Origin of the sequence: Candidatus Poriferisodalis sp., from assembly GCF_965208485.1 — a bacterium.
Classification (GTDB): Bacteria; Actinomycetota; Acidimicrobiia; order Acidimicrobiales; family Poriferisodalaceae; genus Poriferisodalis.
In genome coordinates this window covers 2,283,001-2,304,954 of record NZ_OZ242344.1, presented here as the reverse complement: position 1 = coordinate 2,304,954, position 21,954 = coordinate 2,283,001, and the positions used below count along the sequence as shown (strand labels likewise).

At 66.8% G+C, this 21,954-nt stretch carries 25 protein-coding genes and 1 tRNA gene; 12 read left to right on the top strand and 14 right to left on the bottom strand.

Features of this window, described 5'->3' with window-relative positions; all coding sequences use genetic code 11:
• Window positions 1-142: 142 nt before the first annotated feature.
• The 3 genes from ACOGXQ_RS10770 to larB form a co-directional block, all read right to left on the bottom strand.
• A complete protein-coding gene (locus ACOGXQ_RS10770) occupies window positions 143-856 on the bottom strand; it encodes an ABC transporter ATP-binding protein (protein WP_419943681.1) in 714 nt (237 codons plus the stop codon).
• Between the two features lie 285 nt (window positions 857-1,141).
• Entirely contained in the window at window positions 1,142-2,422 is a 1,281-nt protein-coding gene (gene larC / locus ACOGXQ_RS10765) for a nickel pincer cofactor biosynthesis protein LarC (RefSeq protein WP_419943680.1), read from the bottom strand.
• On the bottom strand, window positions 2,422-3,243 hold the full coding sequence (gene larB / locus ACOGXQ_RS10760; RefSeq protein WP_419943679.1) for a nickel pincer cofactor biosynthesis protein LarB: 822 nt from the start codon (window positions 3,241-3,243) through the stop codon (window positions 2,422-2,424). The genes larC and larB overlap by 1 nt, the downstream gene beginning before the upstream one ends.
• 178 nt (window positions 3,244-3,421) lie before the next feature.
• Between larB and ACOGXQ_RS10755 the strand changes: the two genes are divergently transcribed.
• Together ACOGXQ_RS10755 and ACOGXQ_RS10750 are read left to right on the top strand one after the other, a co-directional pair.
• Window positions 3,422-4,237 carry a type IV toxin-antitoxin system AbiEi family antitoxin domain-containing protein gene (locus ACOGXQ_RS10755; RefSeq protein ID WP_419943678.1) on the top strand — a complete coding sequence of 272 codons (816 nt, stop codon included), beginning with the start codon at window positions 3,422-3,424 and terminating at the stop codon, window positions 4,235-4,237.
• 74 nt (window positions 4,238-4,311) lie between these two features.
• The gene (locus ACOGXQ_RS10750; protein ID WP_419943677.1) at window positions 4,312-5,028 is read left to right on the top strand and encodes a nucleotidyl transferase AbiEii/AbiGii toxin family protein; all 717 of its coding nucleotides are present in this window, start codon (window positions 4,312-4,314) and stop codon (window positions 5,026-5,028) included.
• An 82-nt stretch (window positions 5,029-5,110) separates the two neighbouring features.
• Here ACOGXQ_RS10750 and ACOGXQ_RS10745 read toward each other — a convergent pair whose 3' ends face one another.
• On the bottom strand, window positions 5,111-5,536 hold the full coding sequence (locus tag ACOGXQ_RS10745; protein WP_419943676.1) for a type II toxin-antitoxin system VapC family toxin: 426 nt from the start codon (window positions 5,534-5,536) through the stop codon (window positions 5,111-5,113).
• Window positions 5,537-5,547: 11 nt separating this feature from the next.
• Entirely contained in the window at window positions 5,548-5,793 is a 246-nt protein-coding gene (locus ACOGXQ_RS10740) for a FitA-like ribbon-helix-helix domain-containing protein (protein ID WP_419943675.1), read from the bottom strand.
• Window positions 5,794-5,935: 142 nt separating this feature from the next.
• Here ACOGXQ_RS10740 and pheA point away from each other — a divergent pair, with 142 nt between their 5' ends.
• The 5 genes from pheA (at window position 5,936) to ACOGXQ_RS10715 (ending at window position 9,203) form a co-directional block, all read left to right on the top strand.
• On the top strand, window positions 5,936-6,913 hold the full coding sequence (gene pheA, locus ACOGXQ_RS10735) for a prephenate dehydratase (RefSeq protein ID WP_419943674.1): 978 nt from the start codon (window positions 5,936-5,938) through the stop codon (window positions 6,911-6,913).
• Between the two features lie 9 nt (window positions 6,914-6,922).
• Window positions 6,923-7,702 (top strand): SAM-dependent methyltransferase, encoded by a 780-nt coding sequence (locus ACOGXQ_RS10730; protein ID WP_419943673.1) that lies wholly within the window; start codon window positions 6,923-6,925, stop codon window positions 7,700-7,702.
• 3 nt (window positions 7,703-7,705) lie between these two features.
• On the top strand, window positions 7,706-8,227 hold the full coding sequence (locus ACOGXQ_RS10725; protein WP_419943672.1) for an SRPBCC domain-containing protein: 522 nt from the start codon (window positions 7,706-7,708) through the stop codon (window positions 8,225-8,227).
• Between the two features lie 74 nt (window positions 8,228-8,301).
• Window positions 8,302-8,628 carry a hypothetical protein gene (locus ACOGXQ_RS10720; protein WP_419943671.1) on the top strand — a complete coding sequence of 109 codons (327 nt, stop codon included), beginning with the start codon at window positions 8,302-8,304 and terminating at the stop codon, window positions 8,626-8,628.
• The gene (locus tag ACOGXQ_RS10715) at window positions 8,625-9,203 is read left to right on the top strand and encodes a hypothetical protein (protein ID WP_419943670.1); all 579 of its coding nucleotides are present in this window, start codon (window positions 8,625-8,627) and stop codon (window positions 9,201-9,203) included. Before ACOGXQ_RS10720 ends, ACOGXQ_RS10715 begins: the two co-directional genes overlap by 4 nt.
• Window positions 9,204-9,223: 20 nt before the next feature.
• Here the strand turns inward: ACOGXQ_RS10715 and ACOGXQ_RS10710 are convergent, their stop codons facing one another.
• Genes ACOGXQ_RS10710 through hutU form a run of 5 tightly spaced genes read right to left on the bottom strand, consistent with a single transcriptional unit; the run spans window position 9,224 to window position 15,543 of the window.
• Complete coding sequence (locus ACOGXQ_RS10710; protein ID WP_419943669.1) at window positions 9,224-10,687, bottom strand: NAD(P)/FAD-dependent oxidoreductase; 1,464 nt, start codon at window positions 10,685-10,687, stop codon at window positions 9,224-9,226.
• Between the two features lie 42 nt (window positions 10,688-10,729).
• A complete protein-coding gene (gene hutI, locus ACOGXQ_RS10705) occupies window positions 10,730-11,908 on the bottom strand; it encodes an imidazolonepropionase (RefSeq protein WP_419943668.1) in 1,179 nt (392 codons plus the stop codon).
• Window positions 11,905-13,269, bottom strand: a complete 1,365-nt coding sequence (locus tag ACOGXQ_RS10700) for a formimidoylglutamate deiminase (RefSeq protein WP_419943667.1) — start codon at window positions 13,267-13,269, stop codon at window positions 11,905-11,907. Before ACOGXQ_RS10700 ends, hutI begins: the two co-directional genes overlap by 4 nt.
• On the bottom strand, window positions 13,266-13,835 hold the full coding sequence (gene def / locus ACOGXQ_RS10695) for a peptide deformylase (protein WP_419943666.1): 570 nt from the start codon (window positions 13,833-13,835) through the stop codon (window positions 13,266-13,268). Before def ends, ACOGXQ_RS10700 begins: the two co-directional genes overlap by 4 nt.
• 16 nt (window positions 13,836-13,851) lie before the next feature.
• Complete coding sequence (hutU, locus tag ACOGXQ_RS10690; RefSeq protein ID WP_419943665.1) at window positions 13,852-15,543, bottom strand: urocanate hydratase; 1,692 nt, start codon at window positions 15,541-15,543, stop codon at window positions 13,852-13,854.
• A gap of 139 nt (window positions 15,544-15,682) precedes the next feature.
• On the opposite strand from hutU, the gene ACOGXQ_RS10685 reads away from it, so the two are divergent.
• The 5 genes from ACOGXQ_RS10685 to ACOGXQ_RS10665 are packed head-to-tail and all read left to right on the top strand — an operon-like array spanning window position 15,683 to window position 19,369.
• A complete protein-coding gene (locus ACOGXQ_RS10685; protein WP_419943664.1) occupies window positions 15,683-16,333 on the top strand; it encodes an IclR family transcriptional regulator in 651 nt (216 codons plus the stop codon).
• Window positions 16,330-17,859, top strand: a complete 1,530-nt coding sequence (hutH, locus tag ACOGXQ_RS10680; protein WP_419947376.1) for a histidine ammonia-lyase — start codon at window positions 16,330-16,332, stop codon at window positions 17,857-17,859. Before ACOGXQ_RS10685 ends, hutH begins: the two co-directional genes overlap by 4 nt.
• A gap of 41 nt (window positions 17,860-17,900) precedes the next feature.
• Window positions 17,901-18,794, top strand: a complete 894-nt coding sequence (locus ACOGXQ_RS10675; protein WP_419943663.1) for an alpha/beta fold hydrolase — start codon at window positions 17,901-17,903, stop codon at window positions 18,792-18,794.
• 44 nt (window positions 18,795-18,838) lie between these two features.
• A complete protein-coding gene (locus ACOGXQ_RS10670; protein ID WP_419863304.1) occupies window positions 18,839-19,090 on the top strand; it encodes a type II toxin-antitoxin system Phd/YefM family antitoxin in 252 nt (83 codons plus the stop codon).
• 12 nt (window positions 19,091-19,102) lie between these two features.
• Entirely contained in the window at window positions 19,103-19,369 is a 267-nt protein-coding gene (locus ACOGXQ_RS10665; RefSeq protein ID WP_419943662.1) for a type II toxin-antitoxin system RelE family toxin, read from the top strand.
• 74 nt (window positions 19,370-19,443) lie between these two features.
• Here the strand turns inward: ACOGXQ_RS10665 and ACOGXQ_RS10660 are convergent, their stop codons facing one another.
• From ACOGXQ_RS10660 to ACOGXQ_RS10645, 4 genes are all read right to left on the bottom strand, one after another.
• Window positions 19,444-19,839, bottom strand: coding sequence for a RidA family protein (locus tag ACOGXQ_RS10660; protein WP_419943661.1), 396 nt, complete (start codon window positions 19,837-19,839; stop codon window positions 19,444-19,446).
• A gap of 67 nt (window positions 19,840-19,906) precedes the next feature.
• A tRNA-Ser gene (locus ACOGXQ_RS10655) sits at window positions 19,907-19,994 on the bottom strand.
• A gap of 51 nt (window positions 19,995-20,045) precedes the next feature.
• A complete protein-coding gene (locus tag ACOGXQ_RS10650) occupies window positions 20,046-21,323 on the bottom strand; it encodes an ATP-binding protein (protein ID WP_419943660.1) in 1,278 nt (425 codons plus the stop codon).
• A 275-nt stretch (window positions 21,324-21,598) separates the two neighbouring features.
• The gene (locus ACOGXQ_RS10645) at window positions 21,599-21,850 is read right to left on the bottom strand and encodes a hypothetical protein (protein WP_419943659.1); all 252 of its coding nucleotides are present in this window, start codon (window positions 21,848-21,850) and stop codon (window positions 21,599-21,601) included.
• Between the last annotated feature and the right edge of the window lie 104 nt (window positions 21,851-21,954).

The window sequence follows — 21,954 nt, the reverse complement described above, 5'->3', positions numbered from 1 at the left end:
CGACGTGGCGAATGCTGACGCGGGGGAGCACCCACATGGGACGCCGCTGAGGGAGAGCTCTCATGCCGGCGGCATCCGCGCAGCTTCGTGCACACGGAATCAGCTTGCACGGAGCGGGGGCGGCAAACTCGAGGTGCCGCGGCTAATCCGCTGCCCTAAGCAGCCCATTGCGCAGCCAGACGACTCGGGATGCGTGCTCCATCACGTACCTGTCGTGGGTCGCCACGACGACGGCTGTCTTGAATTGCTGCGCGAGCTGAACGAACAGGTCCACCACGATGTCAGAGTTAGCTTCGTCGAGCGATCCCGTCGGTTCGTCAGCAAAGATCACGCGAGGCTTGGTCACGAGCGCCCGAGCTACCGCGACGCGCTGCCGTTCCCCGCCGGATAAGTGGGATGTCGAGGCGTCGAGAAGGCTGCCCATTCCCAATGTCGCAAGAAACGCGTCGGCTTCGGCCAGTGCGGACCCGTGCTTCTGGCCCGCCAGCACCATCGGGAGTGCGACGTTCTCGCGGACGCTCAGGTCTTCCACGAACGCGGAGAACTGATACACGACAGAGCACACGCGACGTCGCGCAACAGTCAACGCCGGTTCGCCGAGGAGCGAGACCTCGATCGCGCTGCCGTCAGCATCGGTGCGCCACCACACTGCGCCGCCAGTAGGCCGTCGAAGCCCGGACAACACATGCAACAAAGTCGACTTGCCCGATCCACTCGCACCCGCCACGGCGACAATCTCACTCGGGGCGATCTCGATATCGGCCGACGACAGCACCTCATGGTTCCCGAATGCCTGAGCGATACTGGCACCACGCACAACCCATTCAGTCTCTGCGTCAGAAACTGGCGCACTCACTGCTCGGAATCCAAGCTGCGCTTCGGTCGCTCGTGATCATCCGGCCAATAGAAATTGTGTTCGAACTTCAACTCGAAGACGCATGCCGTAAAGGCACCGGAAACCTCCGGTGGCACGTCCATCTCCGCTATCGACGCAACGTAGCTCGGATCTGGGTCGCTTGGGAGCGCGTCGCACCGTGGCGCTGCGGCATGGGGCTATGTCCAGCAGCCTGCCCCGCCGACGGCCACAGCACCGAGAATCCCCCCAACCCGACATCACCCCTCCCGACAGGTGGATCTGGAGTCAAGGCGTGCAAGCTTCGCGGGCGATATCGGCCGGAGCGCGCCCGAGCGCTTCGGCTGCGGCGGCGACGTCGTCCCACTCGGGCTTGCTGCGGTGTGGGCCGTGTTTGATGCGGATGGCGTGACCGTCGACATCAACTGTCGATGTGCGCCGTTCGAGTGCCGTGCGCACGACGGTGCGTGCCCGCATTCCCAGCGTGCCGGTGAGCTGCGCTGCCAAGTCCGCGAGGAGGGTTACGTCTTGGAGCCGGCACAGGGCAGCGAGCGTGTAGGCAGGGCGGCCCTTCTTCATCACGATCGGGACGGCCCACGCATCCAGCGCGCCGTGCTCCAAGAGCGCCTCGATCGCATGTCCCAGCACCTCGCCGGAGACATCGTCGAGATTCGTTGCCAGTTCCACCAGCTCGGTCGTGCTCTCGGCTCCCTGGACGGCAGCCAGGGCAGCAGTCAACGAAGCCGCCTGCTCGGTCCCCGCAACGGTGCCGATCAGCACGCCCGTGACATTGGGGCGGCCCGGCAGCTCACGGGTACCGGCACCGAAACCGGAGCTGGCGATGGTCATGGCCGGCGCCGCTCCGAACTGACCGGCCAAGGCCGCAACGATGGCGGCCCCCGTCGGCGTGGTGAGCTCCATGTCGATGTCCACGCCGACGATCGGTCGGTCGGCGAGCAGATTCACAACGGCGGGCGGCGGGTTCGGCAGCACGCCGTGAGCCGCGTTGATCGTGCCTTTGCCCACCGCAACCGGTCCGCAGCACACTGCGTCGACGCCGAGCGACTCGAGCGCAGCGCACACCCCCACGATGTCCACGATGGCGTCGAGCGCCCCGACCTCGTGGAAATGAACCTCGTCGGCCGGCACCCCGTGAACCAGGCCTTCGGCGACTGCCAGCGCCTCGAAGACGTCCATCGCACGCTTCCGCACACGTTCATGCAGCGGCGACACAACGAGCAGTTCCCGTATGTCCCGCCAGCGTCGGTGATGATGGCCCTCAGGCGCATCGACGACGGCGTGAGTGGCGGCAATCTCGTTTCTGGTCACCCGCTCGACGCCCAGCTTCCAGCCGTCGAGCCCGAGCGTGTCGATCTGGGCGGTAACGAAGTCGAGATCTGCGCCCGCATCCAGCAGCGCGCCGAGCGCCATGTCACCGGCGATGCCCGACACCGGGTCGAACCAGGCCACCGTGTTGCCCGACGGTTCACGTCCCGCGGGCGCAGTCGTCTCGGATCGTGCGGGACGCGGCTCGACGACGGGCGCGCCGGCGCCGTCGCTCTCGTGCATCATCCCGCCCTGTCCCGCTGAGTTGCCGCCAAGTCCAGAATCCGCATGGCCGCCATCGCTGCGCCGAAGCCATTGTCGATGCCCACCACGGTGATGCCGGCGGCACACGACGCGTGCATGGCCAGCAGTGCCGTCACGCCGTCAAGCGCTGCGCCGTAGCCGGCGCTGGTCGGCACCGCGATGACCGGCGCAGACACCACACCCGCGACGGCAGTGGCGAGTGCCCCCTCCATGCCCGCCACCACGATGACCACCTCGGCCGATGCCAACGTGTCGATCTCGGCCAGAAAGCGGTGGAGTCCCGCAAGGCCGATATCGGTCACCATTCCGGCATCGATGCCGAAGGCGCCGAGCACCGCCGCCGCTTCAGCAGCCACCGGTCCGTCCGACGTTCCTGCAGCGGCCACCACCACTCGCTCCGCACGGGCGGCGGCGGCGCGCCACACCACCGTCGCCAAGTCGGCCGAGGGCGTGGCTGCATCGCCGGCCCCCTCAGGCTCCCGATCGTCCGGGCGATGCACCACGCCGCCAGGGCATGCCGCCAGTGCTGCTGCGACCTGGTCGGTGCTCGCTCTGGTCAGCAGCACCGGACCCGAGCCGCCGCTCAGCATCTCGGCCACGATGCGCGCGCACTGGCTGGGCGATTTGCCGGGCCCGTAGACGGCCTCGGGATGGCCGGTGCGCAGCGTGCGGTGATGGTCGATACGAGCGCCGGCGATGTCCGCATACGGCAGCCGGCGCAGTCGCGCCAGCGCCTCCTCGGCACTCACCGTCCCGTGACGAACTTCCACCAGCAATCCGGCGAGCTGTTCAGCGTCCATCGCCTGCCGTTCTACCCGCCGCGGCGTCTGATCAGTCTCAAGAATGAGTGCTCTGTAGCCATGCAGGCTCTCGCAATGATGGAATTCCGGCCGGGTTGTTCATCGTGCGGTTCTGCTTCGTCACGGATTTGACGCATCAAAACTTTACAAATTGATTGGTTTTGATACTCTGAACCCCGTGAACTGTCGGGTCGTCACGCCAAACAACCTCGCCGACTGGCTGATTGGACAAGGCCGTCACTTCATTTCTTCCCAAGACGCAGCCGGATTGCTCGGTGTTGAACCCAGCGGCGTGTGGGCAAGTCTCAACCGCGCGCGCCAAGCACGCAAGATGGTCAGCGTCACGAAGAGCGCTTGGGTCCCAGTGCCGCCCGAGTACCGGCAAGCGGGCGCTCCGCCGCCGCTGCACTACATCGACCCGCTCATGGCGCACCTCAATCACCCCTACTACGTGGGATTCCTTTCCGCGGCAGCGATCCACGGTGCCTCGCATCACCCATCCATGATCCTGCAAGTGGTGACACCGGCGCGACTGCGTGACCGGCAGATCGGCGGTAGCCGGATCAGCTTCATCCAGCGAGCTGCCGCCGCCGAGCGCGCTACGCAGCAATCCAACACACCGACAGGGAGGGTCGCTGTGTCGACATCACCGACGACCGTCCTGGACCTCGCCGACTCGCCCGACCGCGGCGGCGGCGTGTCGAACGTCGCGACGGTGATCGGCGACCTCCTCATTTCACGCCTGCTCGACATCGAATCACTGCCAGCCGTCGCTGCTGAGTTCTCGACTGCGGCAGTGCAGCGAACGGGATACCTGCTGCAATTCATGGCCGCAGAGACCGGAGTTGAGAACTCGATGTCCGGTGTGCTCGAAGAACTGTCACAGATGGTGGGATCAGAGTGGGCGCCCCTCGTTCCTGGTCTGCGGCATAACGGCGGGCGTGATGACTGCTGGCGCCTTGTGCTGAATGCCGCCGTGGAGCATGACCTGTGATTCCGCAAGCCGATATTGCCCACTGGCGAACCCAGGTCCCATGGGTCAGTGCCGAGCATGTCGAGCAAGACCTGGTGCTCTCGCGACTCATCGTCGAGATCGCTCGACATCCGCTGCTGGGTCAGGAATTGGTCTTCCGCGGCGGCACTTGTCTGCACAAGCTCTGGCTGGACCGGCCTTGGCGCTACAGCGAGGACTTGGACTACGTCCGGCGCAGCGGCGGCGGGATCGGCGGCGTCCTGGATGCCATTCGAGAAATCGCCCAAGCGGTCGGGTTCGACAACGTTCAAACGGAGACTCGGACGCAACACCCAAAAGCCCGACTCCGCGCCCAGTACGAAGGTGGCGGGCCGTTTCGCATCAAAGTTGAGATAAACACGTTCGAGCGTTCACCAGCCCAACCAATTGTCACCCGGCCCAGTGTCGTGGACAGCCCCTGGTTTCAGGGAGAAGCGGATGTCCAGACCTCTTGTGCACCCGAGCTGATCGCCACCAAGATCCGAGCGCTCTACCAGCGCAGCAAAGGGCGGGATCTCTTCGACATATGGCTTGCCGTGGATCACCTGCGACTCGATCCTGCCGAGATCGCGGCCTGTTTTGAGATATACAGACCCGCTGGGTGGACGACGGATCTCGCAAAGACGAACCTGGACGAGAAGTTCGCCGATGGCGCTTTCGTCACTGATCTCGACCAACTCATCGCCGAATGGCCACAGGACTACACAACCGGGGCTGGCCACCGAGCAGTGCTCTCGATCCTCGAGGCAATCGAGGCCCGAAGCCCGTCGTGACGATCAAGCAGAGCGCGTATCTGTGTCCGATGGCTGCTGCCGCCGCGGCCTTTGGTCAGGCTCAAGAATGAGTGCTCATCAATCATGCGTTCGCGTGCCAGGGGTCGATGACATCGATGCCGCAGCCGTCGAAGTCGCCCACGTTCCTCGTCGCCAGCGACGCACCGGTCGATCGGGCCGTGGCGGCGATCTGGCAATCCGCCTGGCTGATCGGGCGACCTTGGGCACGGCGATCGGCAGCAATCCGCGCATACGCATGAGCCGCATCGCTGTCGAAGGGCAGTACCCGGTCGGCAAACAACGAGCCGAAAGCCTGGTCCGCAGCCGTAAGCAGGCCCAGCTTGCGGCTGCCGTCGGGCAGGATCGCTATGCCCGTGCGGATCTCTGCCTCGGTGATAGCGGTGACGCACAGCTCGCCCGCTGGCTGGTCGTCGATCCAGGCGAGCACCCCTGTATCTGGGCGCTCGCGCATGACCTCGGAGATGACGTTGGTGTCGAGCACAATCACGTGTGTGGACCTCACTCGGGCAAGGGCGGCACCCGCATGGGCTCACGCGGCGCGATCTCGAGTTCCTCGCAGCCCCACGGCGCGAACAGTTCGTGAAGGGCCGTTCCAAGCCCGCCGTACACCTCGGCATCTACCGCCAGCACCGCGCTGAGAATGTCGCGGGCTTCCTGCTCCATGGAATGACCATGCTCCGCCGCGCGAACCCGCAGACGCTGCTTGAGGTCTTCACCGATATTGCGGACAATGATGCTGGCCACGACCTATGCCTTTCCTGCGGCCCCGGCCCGTCGCGGCCATCCAGCCGATTGCGGACCCTGCTATCAACGCTATCAACCAAGTCGACCGGGCGAGATGTCGCAATCCGAAACAGTCCAAATGCGCCACCCGTATCCTGCCCCGATGACTGCTGCCGCTGCACCGGAGGGCGCCCCTGCCCTGTCGCCGTCGACCCGCATCGGGTACATGGGCCCGCACGGCACCTTTACCGAGGCTGCGCTGACGACCCAGCCAGACCTGTCGCAGTGCACCCCCGTCCCGCTCATCTCGGTGCCCGAGGTGCTCTCGGCGCTGGACGACGGGACGGTCGACTACGGCTTCGTGCCCGTCGAGAACGCCATCGAGGGTGCGGTCAACGTCACGCAGGATGCGCTGGCGTTCGACTTCGACTTCCTCATCCAGCGCGAAGTGGTGGTGAACGTCCAGCTCGACCTGATGGCGCTGCCGGGCACCGCCACCGCCGAGGACCTGTCGGCCATTCACACCGTGCTCTCATTCCCGGTGGCCATCGCGCAGTGCCGTGCGTTCCTGCACACCCAACTGCCCGATGCCCAGATCGAGGCGGCCACCTCGACCGCCCTCGCGGCGCGGCGCATCAGCGAAGAACAACTCACCGGCGTGGCGGCGATCGCCAGCCCCACGGCGGCAGAGATCTACGGGCTCGAGACCGTCGTGGCCGGCATCGAGGACCATCGTGAGAACCAGACCCGTTTCCTGCTGCTCGCGAAGAACCAGGTGCCGCCGGCCAGCGGCAACGACAAGACCAGCATCGTGGTGTTCCAGCAGCAGAACGAGCCGGGCAGCCTGCTGGGAATCCTCATGGAGTTCGAGGCCCGGCGCATCGATCTCTCGCGGCTCGAATCACGTCCGACCCGGCGAGGTCTCGGCGAATACTGTTTTCTGCTCGACTTCGAGGGTCACATCTCCGACGAAGTGGTTGCCGATTGCTTGCGGGCGCTCAAGATGAAGCAGCGCGACGTCAAGTTCCTAGGCTCGTTCCCTGCGGCGAACGGCAACTCGTCAGGCCGTGAGCGCGTCAGCGAGGAGGCCTGGACCTCGTCAGACGACTGGCTGAAGTCGCTGCGCCGCCTCATCGGTTGACTGCCGCTGATGCGCCCCGATGCCGACCGGCCGGCTGAGTTTCCTCGTTCAGCCGAGTACGACCCAGATTGGGTCCTCGACAACATGATGGGGCCCAATGCGCTGTGGCTCACGGAGTCGCTGACTGCAACCATGGAGTTCAGCCCAGATATGCGCGTCCTGGACTTGGGCTGTGGCCGGGCACTGAGCTCGATCTTCCTCGCCAAGGAGTTCGGCGTGCAGGTGTGGGCGACCGACCTGTGGATCGACGCCAGCGAGAACTACCGCCGGATCTGCGCCGCCGGCGTCGAGGGCCGGGTGTTTCCCATCGGGGCCGAAGCACATGCACTGCCCTTTGCCGAGGGGTTCTTCGATGCCATGGTGAGCATCGACGCCTATCACTACTTCGGCACCGACGACCTCTATCTGGAGAGTCACCTGGCCGGGCTGGTCAAGGGCAGCGGTCAGCTGGGCATCGTGGTTCCGGGACTGGTCGAAGAACTGACCTCAGCCGGGCCGCCGGAGCATCTCCGGCGCTACTGGGAACCCGCGTTCTTCAGCTTTCACAGCCCGGCGTGGTGGAAGCGTCACTGGGAACGCAGCGGGGTAGTGACCGTCGAGCTCGCCGACCTCGCACCGGACGGGTGGAGGCACTGGATGCAGTCGGACCTGATGTGGTCCGAACGGCTCAACAAGCCCGCAGACGAAGCGGACATGCTCGCCGTCGATGCAGGGAGAACCCTGGGCCTCGTCCGCATGGTGGCCCGCCGCAACGAGCAGCCGCCGAGTCGCCTCGATGAACTGGAGTAAGGGATGAATCAGCCCGCCCATCCACTCGGTGAGATCGTGCGCCACGGCAACGGCACGACGAGCCTCCGCTTCGAACGCCAACTGGCGCGCCCGCCCGAGCGGGTATGGCGTGCCCTCACCGAGCGCGACCAGCTCCGGCACTGGATGCCGTGCGACATCGTCGGGCCGCGGGAAGCAGGAGCCGAGGTGTCCGCCCCGTTCTGGGATGACATCGTCGCCAAGTACGGCATCGAGGACACGGTGCTCGCCGGTCGCATCGTCACTTGGCGCCCACCCAGGTCCTTCGCCTGGGAATGGGACGACGAACTGCTCACCTACCACCTTGAGCCGACGCCCACCGGCACACAGCTCAAGCTGAACGTCGATCTGGGAAGCAAGGGTCCGGACGTGCACCTCGTGGCCGCGGGCTACCACATCTGCCTCGACCAACTGTGCGCTCTGGTCGACACCGGCAAGGCACCACCCTTCATCGACGCCAACCCAAGCCAGTACGAAGCCCGCTACGCCCAACTCGCCGACGATTGAGCAACCAGCGACCTTCCTACGCGTCCAACCGCCTTTGGTGACCGCTCACCGCGTCAGGGACCTACCGTTGACCTATGGACGGCAGTGTTGCTCATGGCGTTGGTGAGGCATCAGCGCGCAGGGCGCCGCACGAGAACACGATTGCCGGAGCGCGGCCAGAAGACACCTCTGCGGAGGCATGGCATCGGCTGACCACACGATGGGAATCGATGACACCTGCCCAGCGAGTTGCGCTTGCCTCAGCAATGTCGGCAGCCATCGAGACGGCAGCCCGGGGGGGCCTCCTGGCCGAAGAGCCCGATGCGAATGAATCGCGTATCCGCTATCTCCTGGCACAGCGACGGTACGGCACCGAGATTGCAGAGGCCGCCTTCGGCGCCAACGGTCGATGGTCGCCATGACCGATCCCATAGGGCTGGCACTGCGAGTCGCGGCCATCTTGGACGAGCACGACGTCAGCTACGCCTTGGGCGGCTCGCTTGCAAGCTCGATGTTCGGCGAGCCGAGAGGCACCATCGATATCGACATGGCGATTCGCCTCGAGCAGCGGCAGTTCGCTGATCTCATGAACACGCTGGAGGTCGAGTTCTACGTGCCTGCGGAGGCCGCCCGGCAGGCAGTCGAGCAGAGCACGTCGTTCAACCTCATCGATGACGACGGCCTCAAAGTGGATCTCTTCGTGCTCGGCGAGAGCCCTTTGGATCAGCACCAACTCGAACATCGACAGCGCATCTTGGTAAGGGAAGAACCGCCCCAGTACCTGTGGGTGAGCGCTCCCGCCTCCCAAGTGCTGCGCAAATTGGAGTGGTATCAGGCAGGCGGATCTGTTTCGGAACGCCAATGGCGTGATGTCATCGGCATCCTGAGAGCACAGCGCTCCGTGCTCGATCTCGCCGACCTCGCGCACACGGCACAAGCAATTGGACTCGGAGAGCTACTGGACACGGCGCTGCGCACTGCCGAGGACAACGCCTGAGATCGGCCCTCGGTCAGCGGCTACACCCAGGGGCAGTTGGAGTTGCGGTCGCCGAAGGTACCGCCCGTGCGGTAGCGGTCCAGCGTGAACGGCTTGAGCTCGTCGGGCTTGTCGCCGTGCACCATCATCTCGGCGGTGAGCTTGCCCACCCCGATCATCTTGAACCCGTGGTTGGAGTCGGCGATCACCCAAGCGTTGTCGGCCACGTAGTCGAACACCGGCACGTTGTCGGGGGTGAACGCCCCGATGCCGCCGTTGCGGCGCTCCTTGAAGTACGGCCGCAGGTCTTCCAGGCGCTTGAACAGCATGCCGAGCGTGGCGCAGTAGTAATCCGCGAACCATTCCTCGGCCTGGTACTCGTCGTTCAGGTGGCCGTATGGCTCCACGGCGGCCCGCGGACCGATCTTGATCGGGATCGTGCCGCCCTGCAGGCCGGGTGCGCCCACCCGCTCCGCGGCGTAACGGGTGTAGGTGTAGAAGTGGTCCTTGAGGAACCGGCCGTCGGGCGAGTACACCGGCGTGTTCATGAGCTCCACGTGCAGCACCGGCGAGTCGCGGTGCTGGGCGGTGCGGAAGTCGACGCCGGGAGGCAGCAGCACCTCGCCCTCCAGCAGCCGCCAGTACGTCCACATATCCATCTGGGATTCGACATGACCGTCGGGATACACCACGTCGAGGTGGCTGGGGCCGCCCAGCCATTCCCAGTGCGTCGGCGTCCACGCCCCCGCGCCCACGATGACCTGTTCGCAGGCAATCGAACCCTGGGTGGTCTCGACCGCGGTCACCGAGCCGGAGTTGTCGAACTCGTAGCCGGTCACGGTGGCGCCGTAGGTCCGCTGAACGCCCCACTGCCGGCACTTCTGGTCCAGGCCCCACACCGCGAGGTGGGTGCCGGCGTAGCCGGAGCGGTGCTCGTGCAGCACCACATCACAGTTCTCGGTCTTGAAGTCGGGCCACAGGTTGGTGAGAAAGGCGCGAGCCTCCGCACCGGTGTAGACGTCAGAGGGATAGCCGCTGGCCGCCTGGGACCCCTGCAGCTTGAGGTAGTCGTCGGTCTGGTTCGCCTCGCCGACCGACACGTAGCCGACCTGCTGGAAGCCGAGATTCACCGGGTCCGACTCCCACACCTCCACGCTGGCTCGCAGGATCGCGTGCAGCGGACCGGTCATGTACATGTTGCGGACGCAGCCGCACGCCAGCCCGGTGGCGCCTGCGCCCGGGCCCTGCTTGTCGATCAGCACCACGTCGCTGCCCGAGCCCTTGCCGGTGCGCTCGAGGTACATGGCCAGGTGGTAGGCGCTCGACAGCCCGTGCACGCCTGCGCCGACCACCACGAATCGAGCGTGGGCCGGCAGCGGCACTGCGTCGAACACCGGGATGGCGGCCGGGTTCACCGCCTGGCCTTCCACCTCCGGCGGCAGGGGCCGGTTGGCGAAGGGGTACCACTGGTTGTGCCCTGTCGGATTGGGGATCGTGTTGGTCATGGCTGTTGCTCTTTCTGCTCTTTCTGTTCTGTCATCTTGGGATCACGTCGGGTCAACGGCGGGCGGGAGCCGGTAGTCGGCTCCCAAGGTGCGCCAGATCAAGGGGACGCCGGGCCGGTAGGCGAGGTGGTAGCGGCTGGGCGCGTCCAGGATGGTCACGTGAGCCGGACTGCCGTTGGTGAGCCGCCCAACGTCAGTCCGGCCCAGCGCGACTGCTCCGCCGACCGTCACTGCGGCGACGGCTTCGTCGATGGTCATGCCCATGTCGCGCACTGCCATGGCAATGCAGAACGAGATGGACGTGGTGTAGCTGGAACCGGGGTTGCAGTTCGAGGCCATCGCCACCTTGACCCCGGCGTCAATCGCCCGCCGGGCATCGGGGTAGGGCTGGCGGGTGGAGAAGTCGGTGGCCGGCAGGAACGTGGCCACGGTGTCGCTGCCCGCAAGAGCCTCGATGTCGTCGTCGGAGAGGTAGGTGCAGTGGTCGACCGACGAGGAACCCATCTCGACGGCGAGCTGCACTCCCGGCCCGTGGCCGAGCTGGTTGCCATGCACGCGCAAACCCAGTCCGGCGGCACGTCCAGCTTCGAGCACTGCCCGGGACTGCTCGACGTTGAAGGCGCCGGTTTCGCAGAACACATCGATCCAGCGGACGCGGTCCTTGACCGCCTCCAGCATCGGCCCGCACACCAGGTCGATGTAGTCGTCAGCGCGTCCCTCGTACTCGTGAGGCAGCAAGTGGGCGCCCAAGAACGTGGCCTCGGGCGTGGCGTCTGCGGCCAGCGAAGCCAGCTCGATCTCGGAGTCCAGCGACAGGCCGTAACCGGTCTTGATCTCCACCGTGGTGGTGCCGGCCCGGTGCACCTCGGCCAGCCGCTGATCGAGCGAGGCCGCCAGAGCATCCCGGCCCGCGCTGCGCGTGGCCTCGGTGGTGACCCGGATGCCGCCGCCGTCGTAGGGCTCGCCGGCCATCCGCCGGGTGAACTCCTCGGCCCGGTCGCCGGCGAACACCAGGTGGGAGTGGGAGTCGACGAATCCGGGCAGCACGCAGCGGCCGCCGGCGTCGAGACGCTCATCTGCGACGGCCCCAGACGGGCCCACCGCCACCACGGTGTCGCCGTCGATGACCAGCGACGCATCGGTCACGACGCCCAGCGGGCCGTCGCCCAGCTCGGGATCGTTGGTGACCAGCTCGGCGATGTTGTCGATCACCAGGGTCATGGCGCCGTGACCTCCGTGATGGCTGCGACCAGCTCCGCCGCAACGTCGATGGTCGTGTGACGCCCGTCACGCACGACGGTCTTGCCGCCGACCACCAGGTGGTGCACGTCCGGACTTGCCGCCGCGAAGATCGTCGCGGCAAGCGCAGTGTCGGCATCGGCGCCGGCCATGCGCACTGAGTCGAGTCCCACCGTGGCGAAGTCGGCCAATGCGCCCGCTTCGAGCCGACCGCCCTCCGGCCACCCGAGGGACCGGTAGCCAGCCGAGGTGGCCATCGCAGCCAAGGCGTCCGTATCGAATACGCCGCGGTCGTTGCTTGCCGCCCGCTGGTCCCCTTCGACCGTGCGAGCCTCTTCGAAGATGTCCACGACTGCGTGAGAGTCGGATCCCAAGCACAGCCCAACCCCGTGACGGGCCAAGCCGACGCTGGGTCCGATGCCGTCGGCAAGATCCCGCTCGGTGGTCGGGCACAGGCAGCACGATGCTCCGGCCTCGCCGACCAGCGCTTGGTCCCGATCGTCGGCATGGGTGGCGTGCACCAGAGTCGTGTTCGAGTCCAACCCTCCGGCGCGGGCGATCACCTCGACGGGGGTCATGCCGTGGACGCCCAGGCATTGCTCGTTCTCTGCGGGCTGCTCGGAGGCGTGGAAGTGCAGCGGGGCGCCGCGTTCGCGGGCCCAATCGGTGGCCACCTTGATAGACGGCGGATCGACGGCTCGCACTGAGTGCACCGCTGCGCCGATCTGGGCCATCGGTCCCGAGATCGTGGAGGCCAGCTGTTGGACCCGATCAGCCCACCGGTCGGCGCTGCCGTCACTGAACCGGGACTGTGCTGGCCGGAGCGGTTCGTAGCCGCCGAGCGCGGGGTCGAGCCCGCCATGCAGGTACAGCGTGTCCAGCAGCGTCAGGCGGATGCCGGCGTCGCGGGCTGCGGTCGCCGCTGCGGCACTCATGGCGTTGGAGTCGTCATAGCTGGCGCCGTCGGGACGGTGATGGACGTAGTGGAACTCGCCGACCACACCGATGCCGGCCAGCGCCATCTCGGCGAACACGGCCCGGGCCAGCCGATAGTAGCTGTCGGGATCGAGGCGCCCCGCCACCCGGTACATCAGGTCGCGCCAGCTCCAGAAGTTGCCCCGCCCGACGTGGGTTCGGCCGCGCAGGGCCCGATGGAAGGCGTGGCTGTGCGCATTGGCCAGCGCGGGCAAGGTCAGGCCCGTCAGCGGGATGGCGCCTTCGGGGCGGAGAGGCACACCGGCACAGACAGCGGAGATGCGATCGCCGTCGACGCCAATCACCACGCCTTCGGTTGCCCGGGGACCTCCGAGCCAGGCCATCTCGCACCAGTAGTGGGCAGTCACACACCGACCCTTTGGTTGAACCGGGTGATGCGCTCGATGAAGGCGTCACGGTGATGCTGCTCGAACTGCTCCCAGGTGCACAGCGTGGACGGGTCGGCGCGGTCGGTGATCAGGACGCCGTCGAGGTGGTCGCACTCGTGCTGCCAGGTTCCGGCCGTCAGGCCCCGCGCGGTGACGCAGTGCTCGTTGCCGTCCCGATCGAGATAGCGGACCCCGAGATGGACCGAGCGGACCACGTCGCCGCGCAACGGCACCGACAGGCAGCCCTCGTTGATCACCACGGTCTCGTCGCCGAGCACCTCGAGCTCAGGATTGATGGCCACGGTCAGCGGAATCGGCGGTTTGTAGGGGTAGCGGGGATTGTCGTTCACCTCGATGACGACGATCCGGGCCGTCGCGCCGATCTGGTTCGCCGCCAATCCCGCCCCGTTGGCGTGGCGCATCGTGTCGATGAGGTCGTCGATGATGCCCTGCGTTCGCTCGCCGGCAATGTCCGCACGCGGCACGGCCGCAGCCGGCTGCCGCAGTGCCGGATGGCCAATCTGCAGGATCTCCCGAACGGTCATGCGTGTCGCCTGATGCTCACTGCGCGGCCGGTCGGTCGGCCGGGATCTGCACACCGCGCTCGGCGGCCACGTCCCATGCCCGCTCGTAGCCGGCATCGGCATGACGCATCACTCCCGTGCCCGGGTCGTTCAGCAGCACCCGTTCCAGCTTCTGCGCCGCCAGGTCGCTGCCGTCGGCCACGCTGACCTGGCCGGCATGGATGGATCGGCCGATGCCCACCCCGCCGCCGTGGTGAATGCTCACCCACGACGCGCCCGACGAGGTGTTGACCATCGCATTCAGCAGTGGCCAGTCGGCGATGGCATCGCTGCCGTCGGCCATGTCCTCGGTCTCGCGGTAGGGCGAAGCCACCGAGCCCGAGTCGAGATGGTCGCGCCCGATGACGATCGGCGCCTTGATCTCGCCTGAGGCGACCAGGTCGTTGAACCGCAGCCCCAGCCGGTGGCGCTCCCCGTAGCCGAGCCAGCAGATCCGGGCCGGCAGGCCCTGAAAGGCGACCCGCTCGCCGGCCAGCGTGATCCATCGCTTGAGCGGCTCGTCGTCGGGGAACTCGGAGAGCACGGCCCGATCGGTGGCGGCGATGTCGGCCGGGTCGCCCGACAGCGCAACCCAGCGGAACGGTCCCTTGCCCTCGCAGAACAGCGGCCGGATGTAGGCAGGCAGGAAGCCCGGATAGTCGAACGCCCGGCTGTAGCCGCCGAGCTCGGCCTCGGCGCGCAGGCTGTTGCCGTAGTCGAACACCTCCGAGCCTGCGTCGAGGAAACCCACCATGGCTTCCACGTGGGTGGCCATGGCCGCGCGGGAGCGGCGGATGAACTCGTCAGGCTGGTTGCGGCGCATCTCCTCTGACGCCTCGGGCGACAGGTCGTTGGGCACGTAGGTGAGCGGATCGTGCGCGGAGGTCTGGTCGGTGACGATGTCAGCAGCGACGCTGTCGGCCAGCAGGCGCGGCATCAGATCGGCTGCGTTGCCGACGAGCCCCACCGACAGCGGGCGGCGCGCCCGAACAGCCTCCTCGCAGCGGCGGAGCGCATCGGCGTAGTCGTCGGCGACCACGTCGAGATAGCGGGTCTCCACGCGTCGAGCGACCCGTTCAGGGTCGACCTCGATGCACAGGGCAACCCCCTCGTTCATGGTGATGGCCAGCGGCTGTGCGCCGCCCATCCCGCCCAGCCCGGAGGTGACGGTGAGCGTCCCGGCCAGCGACCCGCCGAAGCGCTTGCGGGCGATGGCGCCGAAGCACTCATAGGTGCCCTGCAGGATCCCCTGGGTGCCGATGTAGATCCACGACCCGGCCGTCATCTGGCCGAACATGGTCAGACCCAGATGCTCCAGCCGCCGGAATTCGTCCCAGTTGCCCCAATCGGGCACCAGGTTGGAGTTGGCGATGAGCACTCGAGGCGCCCATTCGTGCGTGCGCAGCACGCCCACCGGCTTGCCCGACTGCACCAGCAGGGTCTCGTCGTCGGCGAGGTCGGTCAGCGACCTGATCATGGCGTGAAATGCCGGCCACGAGCGTGCCGCTCGTCCGGTGCCCCCGTACACGACCAGTTCTTCGGGACGCTCGGCCACGTCGGGATCGAGGTTGTTCTGCAGCATCCGGAACGCGGCTTCCTGGGGCCAGCTCCGGCAGGTCAGCGAAGTGCCGGTGGGGGCTCTCACCCCGCCGGGCGGGGCGGCGGCAGCGTGCTGTGTGCTGGAAGCCATAGACGACCTCGAACTGCGAGATGTGCGGTGTGCCACACGTTAGTGAGCAGCGGCCTATGCTGTCAATATGCAGCAAGAGATTTCAGTACCTGAAATAGACGTTGTCACTTCCCTGCACAGATCGCGCTCGGCAGAACGGGTGCTGGCGCTGTTGGACGCGGTCGTCACCAGCGGTGAGCTCAGCCTGACAGCAGCTGCATCTCAGACAGACATGCCGGCCAGCACGGCGCTACGCCATCTGCGGGTGCTGACCGACCGCGGGTATCTCGTCAAGGGCAGTTCCGGGTCATATTCGGTGGGTCCGGCATTCGTGCGCACCGCCTTGGCATCGCTGCAGTCCGGCCCGTACGCCCGGCTCAGAGCAGCAGCTCAGCCAGAGCTGGAACGACTGGTCGAGACCACCGAAGAATCTGCGTACCTCGCCGTGCGTGACGGCGACACTGCGGTCTATATCGCCACAGTCGAAGGCCGCCGGGCCATTCGCCATGTCGGCTGGGTGGGCCGTTCGGTGCCCATCGACGGCACTGCGGTCGGCGAGGCGCTGCTGGCTGCGCCGCGGGCACCTGGCTCGCTCCCCGCTCCTATCTTCAACACCGGCGCCATCGAGCCCGACGTCACCGCAGTGTGCGCCCCAATTCACGGCTCCGCGGGTCCGATTGCAGCCTTGTCCGTGCTGGGTCCGGCGGATCGGCTCACCGGCGACCGCCTGCAAACGGCGGCCGACGCCGTGACCCAAGCGGCCATGGCCACCTCGTCCGCGCTGTCGTCCGTCCCTGCAGAGGCGACCTGACCGTGGAACTGGACGGCCCCGGCGTCGCTGTTTCCGATGTCGTCGCGGTTGCCCGCCACGGATCCCAGGTGCAACTGAGCGCCGATGCCCTCGACCGGATGGCCGCGGCCCGCAGCATCGTCGAGACCCTGGCCGAGGGCGAGCCGGCCTACGGGATCTCCACCGGCTTCGGTGCTCTGGCCAACACCACGATTCCCGTCGATCGTCGGGTCGCCTTGCAGCAATCGCTGATTCGCTCCCACGCCGCCGGAATGGGACCTCCGGTCGAAACCGAGGTCGTGCGGGCGATGATGTTCCTGCGAGCACGCACGCTCGCCTTCGGCGCCTCAGGGGCGAGACCGCAGGTGGCAGAGATGCTGGTACGTCTGATCAATGCGGGTGTCGTGCCCGTGGTGCCCGAGCACGGCTCGCTCGGCGCCAGCGGCGACCTTGCCCCGCTGGCCCACGCTGCGCTGGTGCTGATGGGCGAAGGCGAGGCCCTGACCGGTGACGGGGGCACGATCAGCGGGGCCGAGGCGCTTGCGGCGGCGGGCATCGAGCCCTTGGTACTCGCCGAGAAGGAGGGTCTGGCCCTCACCAACGGCACCGACGGGATCCTGGGAATGCTGTGCCTGGCCGTCCACGATCTGGCCGGGCTGCTGCGCGTTGCCGACATCGTGGCCGCCTGCAGCGTGGAGGCGTTGCTGGCCACCGATCGGGCCTTCGCCGCCGACCTGCTGGCGTTGCGGCCCCATCCCGGCCAGCAGGCCAGCGCAGCCAACCTTCGCACGGTGCTGGCTGGCTCGCCCATCGTGGCCAGCCACCGTCATGGCGACGACCGTGTGCAGGACGCCTACTCCATCCGGTGCACCCCCCAGGTGCACGGCGCGGCTCGCGACACCTTCGGCTTCGCCGCCGAGGTGACAGACCGGGAGCTGGCGTCGGCGATCGACAATCCGATGGTGATGGAAGACGGCCGGGTCGAGTCGTGCGGCAACTTCCACGGCGCACCTGTCGCGCTGGCAGCCGACTACCTCGCCATCGCCGCGGCCGAGGTCGGCGCCATCGCCGAGCGCCGCATCGACCGCTTGCTCGACGCCAACCGGTCGGCTGGCCTGCCTCCATTCCTGGCAAACGATCCGGGCGTAGACAGCGGCCTGATGATCGGCCAGTACACGGCGGCGGCCCTGTGCGCCGAGAACCGGCGCCTCGCATCGCCAGCCTCAGTGGACTCGCTGCCCACCTCCGCCATGCAGGAGGACCACGTGTCCATGGGCTGGGGCGCCGCCCGCAAGCTGCGCCGGGCCGTCGCCAACCTGCGCCGCATCCTGGCCATCGAATGGGTGGCAGCAGCCCGTGGCATCGAGCTGCGAGCGCCCCTGCAACCCGCAGCGGGCACCGCAGCCGCGCTCAACCTGCTGCGCACCGCAGTGCCCGGCCCCGGCCCCGATCGCTGGCTCTCCCCCGAGCTCGCCGCAGCCGATCAGCTGCTCACCAACGAAGCCCTCGTCCCCGCAGTCGAAGCAGCCGCCGCCCCCCTCGCCTGAACCACCTCAGCGGTACAACGCGCATCGGTAGCCTCCGCCCGATGCGCGACAGGCAAGCAACGAATGGCCGGCCGGACTGGGTGTCCGACGAGATGTACCCGTTCGAGAGCAGATTTCACGAGACTTCATCCGGCCATCACCTGCACTACGTCGACGAAGGATCCGGCTCGCCGATCGTCTTCGTTCACGGCAACCCGGCATGGTCATTCGAGTTCCGCCATTTGATCGCTGAGCTCCGGACCGGGCACCGATGTGTCGCAGCGGACCATCTCGGCTTCGGACTCTCCGCCCGGAGCGATCGCAACGAAGACCACCACCCGAGGGCACATGCTGAGAGGTTCGAGGAGTTCGTCCGCGACCTTGATCTGCGAGATGTGACGCTGTACATGAACGACTGGGGCGGCCCCATAGGACTGGACTTCGCCCGCAAGCACCCGGATCGAGTGAAGAGCTTGGTCATCGCGAATACGTGGTGCTGGCCGGTCAGCGACGATCGCCATTTTCGGTTCTTCAGCAAGATGATGGCGAGCCCTCTCGGTCGATACTTGATCACCCGGCGCAACTACTTCGTCAAAGGCGTGATGCCCCGCGCGGTGGCTGACCGCAAGACGCTCACGCCCGAGGTCATGTCGCACTATCGCAACGCCCTCCCCGACCCGGCCTCGCGAGCAGCATGCGCTGCGCTTCCCGGCTACATCGTGGGCGCAGCTGACTGGCTGGGTTCGATCTGGCACGACCGAACAGCGTTCAGCGACAAGCCGACTCTGCTGCTGTGGGGCAGCAAGGACATTGCATTTCGGCTGAATGAGCTGGAGACGTGGAAGTCGGAGATGCAGAACTACGAAGCGCACGTCTTTGACGACGGCGGGCATTTCGTCGCCGAGGAAATCCCGCACAGGATCCTGCCGCTGATCCGAGAATTGCTCAGCCGGTAGACAATCAAGCCGGTTGCCTTGTGCCGTAGTTGTACAATTTGTACATGACGGAGATCGCGTTCACCGACGCACGGAACCGCCTGGCCGATGTGATCACTGAGACCAGCCGGTCCGGCGAGCCGATTTCAGTGACGCGGCGCGGCCGGCGGGTCGCAGTGATCCTGAGCGCCGACGCATTCGACCAGCTCGTCGACCGTGCCGATGAGGCCGAGGACCGACGCGCACTCGACGCAGCTCGAGCCGAGGATGACTACGTGCCGTGGGAAGAGGTCAAGGCCGCCCTCGGGCTCGAGTGAGCCGGCACATCAGTGAGCCAGTACACGGTCGAGATCTCCCGCCAGGCCGTCAAGGCGATCGCCGGGCTCGAACGCGCTGACCAGCTCCGAATTCGGGCAGCGATCGACCTGCTGGCAGACGAGCCATGTCCTCCTGGCTGCACCAAGCTCACCGCCGGAACATCTGCGTACCGGGTGCGGGTCGGCGACTACCGGATCGTGTACGACGTCATCGACGACCGGCTCGTGATCCAAGTCGTCCGGATAGGCCACCGCCGCGACATCTACCGAAACCGCTGAACTCGCCTCAGCGGGGCAACAGCTTGCCGCCGAGTCTCTTTGGCCGCGGCGAAGACGGCCTTGGGCCTGGTGTCTCAGTCGGCGGCGATGGCCTCGATCTCGATCATGAGTCCGGGGAAGGCGAGCTGGGTGGCCCCGATCAACGTCATCGGTGGGGTTGCGCCCAGCGGTCCGAACCGTTCGCCGAACGCGCCGAAGTTCTTCAGGGCCTCGTCCATGTCGGTGACGTAGACGGTGAGCCGGGTGATGTTGGTGAGATCCATGTCGGCAGCGTTGACGACGGCTTCGAGATTGTCGAGCGCCAACGTCATCTGGCTGCGCATGTCCCCTGCGTGCTGCGGCTTGCCATCGGCATCGACCGATGTCTGACCGGAACAGACCAGTTGCCTGCTCGCTCCCTCGATGATCTCGGCCTGGTTGAAACCGAAGTTCAGCGACCACGGCCACGGGTTGACTGGCGTCCTCTTCATTGCGTCGTTTCCCTTCCTTCGAACAATCGCTGCGCCAGCCGTCACGAGACCACTGGCCTGAACGGCTTGGCGGAGGGAGGGGGATTCGAACCCCCGGAGGCTTGCGCCTCAACGGTTTTCAAGACCGTCGCAATCGTCCACTCTGCCACCCCTCCGCCGGCCAACCTACCGGCGAGCCCACGGGCGACTGTGCTCGCCGCCCGCGCTCAGGGGCCGAGTGCCGTGATGGGGATGACGGCTATCCCATCGGGCAGCTCGAACCCGTAGCCGCCCGCGGTGATGACCGTCAGCTTCCGTGGCGTTCCCATGCGCTTCGTGTCGACCCGTTCGGCCAGCTTCCGCAGCGATTCGATTCCTTCGTTGATCAGCCGCTCGCCTCCGAGCTTGATCTCGAATGCTGCCCATTCTCCGTCGGCTCGTTCCAAGATCACATCCACTTCCAACCCGTACTCGTCGCGGTAGTGAGACATCTGGCAGCCGTCGAGCTGGGAGTACACGCGCAGATCACGCACTACGAGCGATTCGAACAACAGGCCGAAGAAGTTCAGATCGGCACGCAGGCGGGCGCTGTTCGTCCGCAGTGCCGCCACGGCCAACGACGGACAGACAAAGTGCCGCACCGCGCTCGTGCGCAGCTGAGCCCGAGACCGCAGGTGCGGGCGCCACGCGTGCAGATCTTCTGTCACGAAGAGACGCTCAAGCGCGGTGAGGTAGCTGCGGACCGTGCGGGCGTGCATTGGTACCGCCTGATCGCCCGTCGTGTCGGCGGCCAGCGTTGTGTACGACGCGGGGGTCGCCACGTTGCGTCCGAGCGAGGTCAGCAGGCGGCGTACGCCGACGGGATCACGCTTGACGTCATCGACCAAGGCGATGTCGGTTCGGCTGATGTCGTCGAGATAGCTGCGCAGGTAACGCTGGGCGGCCTCGGAGGTGCGGTCGACTGCAGCGGGCCATCCGCCCCGGCAAGCAGCCTCGATGATGTACGTGATCGACATGTCCGAGCTCGCCGGCCGGCAGGACGCTCCGTCGAGCAGCTCGCGCACGGACACGCTGCCATCTGACTCGCCCGACTCGAACAAGCTCATCGGCCTCATCCGGACTCGTGCCACGCGCCCTGCGCCGGAGTGCCTGGTGAGGTCATCGGGAGGCGTTGCCGATCCTGTCAGGATGAACTGCCCGGGCTGCGCTCGGTCATCGCAGGCACGTCGCATGGGGTTCCAGATGCCCGGCGCGAAGTGCCATTCGTCAAGCAAGCGCGGTGTCGGTCCGCTCAGCAATCCCGCGGCGTCGACCGATGCGGCGAGTCTCGCAGTGGGCAAAGTGTCCAGCAGCGCCTCGCTGCGTGCGAACCGCTGGCCCGTCCAGGTCTTGCCGCAGGCGCGAGGTCCATCCAGCAACACAGCGGGACTGGCCTGCAGGGCAGTACTGATCTCGTGCTCGACAACACGCGTGCGGTACTGCGGTGGAGTCAGGGTTACCGACATCAAGTGCGATATTACCGGAGGAGTGAGTGCGAGAAAACTGGCGCTATAAGTGCTGTAAAACTGTCCGTTCAGGTACAGAAAAGCTGGCCATTGAGAGCGAGCGGGCGCCGGTCGCGCTCTCGCGCCCTGCAACCCGGCCCTTCCGCGTGTCAGCGCGGCACACGGGCACCGACCGCTGGCTGTCCCCCGAGCTCGCCGCAGCCGATCAGCTGCTCATCGACGAGGCCCTCGTTCCAACGGTCGAGTCAACCACCGGTCTCTTGAGCTGAGCGGGCTCAGGCGAGCTGCAGGGGACCCGGGTCGGGGGTGCCGGTGCTGCCTTCGAGGCGTGCCACGCGCTCGCGCACCAGCGCGACCTCCCCGGCCAGCCGGTCGATGCGTCCCGACTGGCTATCGATGCGTCCGCCCAAGTGGAAGACGATCCCCAAGCCGGTGCCGAGCACGGTGGCGACCATGGCGCCAGCGGCGACCAGCACGGCCCACGCCTCCACGACAATCTGAGTCGCTGCCATCACCCCGGCGGCCATATGGCCACCCTAGAACACACCGCGGGCGACCCTGCCCTGCATTCTCTGCCCCACCTGAGCACGACCCGGCAGGTCACGGTGCACCTGCGCCCGTCGCGTCGTCG

Bases quoted from the DNA above. Each gene is read 5' to 3' on its own strand.
- larC (WP_419943680.1), bottom strand. From the start codon at position 2,422: ATGCACGAGAGCGACGGCGCCGGCGCGCCCGTCGTCGAGCCGCGTCCC.
- larB (WP_419943679.1), bottom strand. From the start codon at position 3,243: ATGGACGCTGAACAGCTCGCCGGATTGCTGGTGGAAGTTCGTCACGGG.
- pheA (WP_419943674.1), top strand. From the start codon at position 5,936: ATGACTGCTGCCGCTGCACCGGAGGGCGCCCCTGCCCTGTCGCCGTCG.
- ACOGXQ_RS10730 (WP_419943673.1), top strand. From the start codon at position 6,923: ATGCGCCCCGATGCCGACCGGCCGGCTGAGTTTCCTCGTTCAGCCGAG.
- ACOGXQ_RS10725 (WP_419943672.1), top strand. From the start codon at position 7,706: ATGAATCAGCCCGCCCATCCACTCGGTGAGATCGTGCGCCACGGCAAC.
- ACOGXQ_RS10720 (WP_419943671.1), top strand. From the start codon at position 8,302: ATGGACGGCAGTGTTGCTCATGGCGTTGGTGAGGCATCAGCGCGCAGG.
- ACOGXQ_RS10715 (WP_419943670.1), top strand. From the start codon at position 8,625: ATGACCGATCCCATAGGGCTGGCACTGCGAGTCGCGGCCATCTTGGAC.
- ACOGXQ_RS10710 (WP_419943669.1), bottom strand. From the start codon at position 10,687: ATGACCAACACGATCCCCAATCCGACAGGGCACAACCAGTGGTACCCC.
- hutI (WP_419943668.1), bottom strand. From the start codon at position 11,908: ATGACCCTGGTGATCGACAACATCGCCGAGCTGGTCACCAACGATCCC.
- def (WP_419943666.1), bottom strand. From the start codon at position 13,835: ATGACCGTTCGGGAGATCCTGCAGATTGGCCATCCGGCACTGCGGCAG.
- hutU (WP_419943665.1), bottom strand. From the start codon at position 15,543: ATGGCTTCCAGCACACAGCACGCTGCCGCCGCCCCGCCCGGCGGGGTG.
- ACOGXQ_RS10675 (WP_419943663.1), top strand. From the start codon at position 17,901: ATGCGCGACAGGCAAGCAACGAATGGCCGGCCGGACTGGGTGTCCGAC.
- ACOGXQ_RS10670 (WP_419863304.1), top strand. From the start codon at position 18,839: ATGACGGAGATCGCGTTCACCGACGCACGGAACCGCCTGGCCGATGTG.
- ACOGXQ_RS10660 (WP_419943661.1), bottom strand. From the start codon at position 19,839: ATGAAGAGGACGCCAGTCAACCCGTGGCCGTGGTCGCTGAACTTCGGT.
- ACOGXQ_RS10650 (WP_419943660.1), bottom strand. From the start codon at position 21,323: ATGTCGGTAACCCTGACTCCACCGCAGTACCGCACGCGTGTTGTCGAG.
- ACOGXQ_RS10645 (WP_419943659.1), bottom strand. From the start codon at position 21,850: ATGGCCGCCGGGGTGATGGCAGCGACTCAGATTGTCGTGGAGGCGTGG.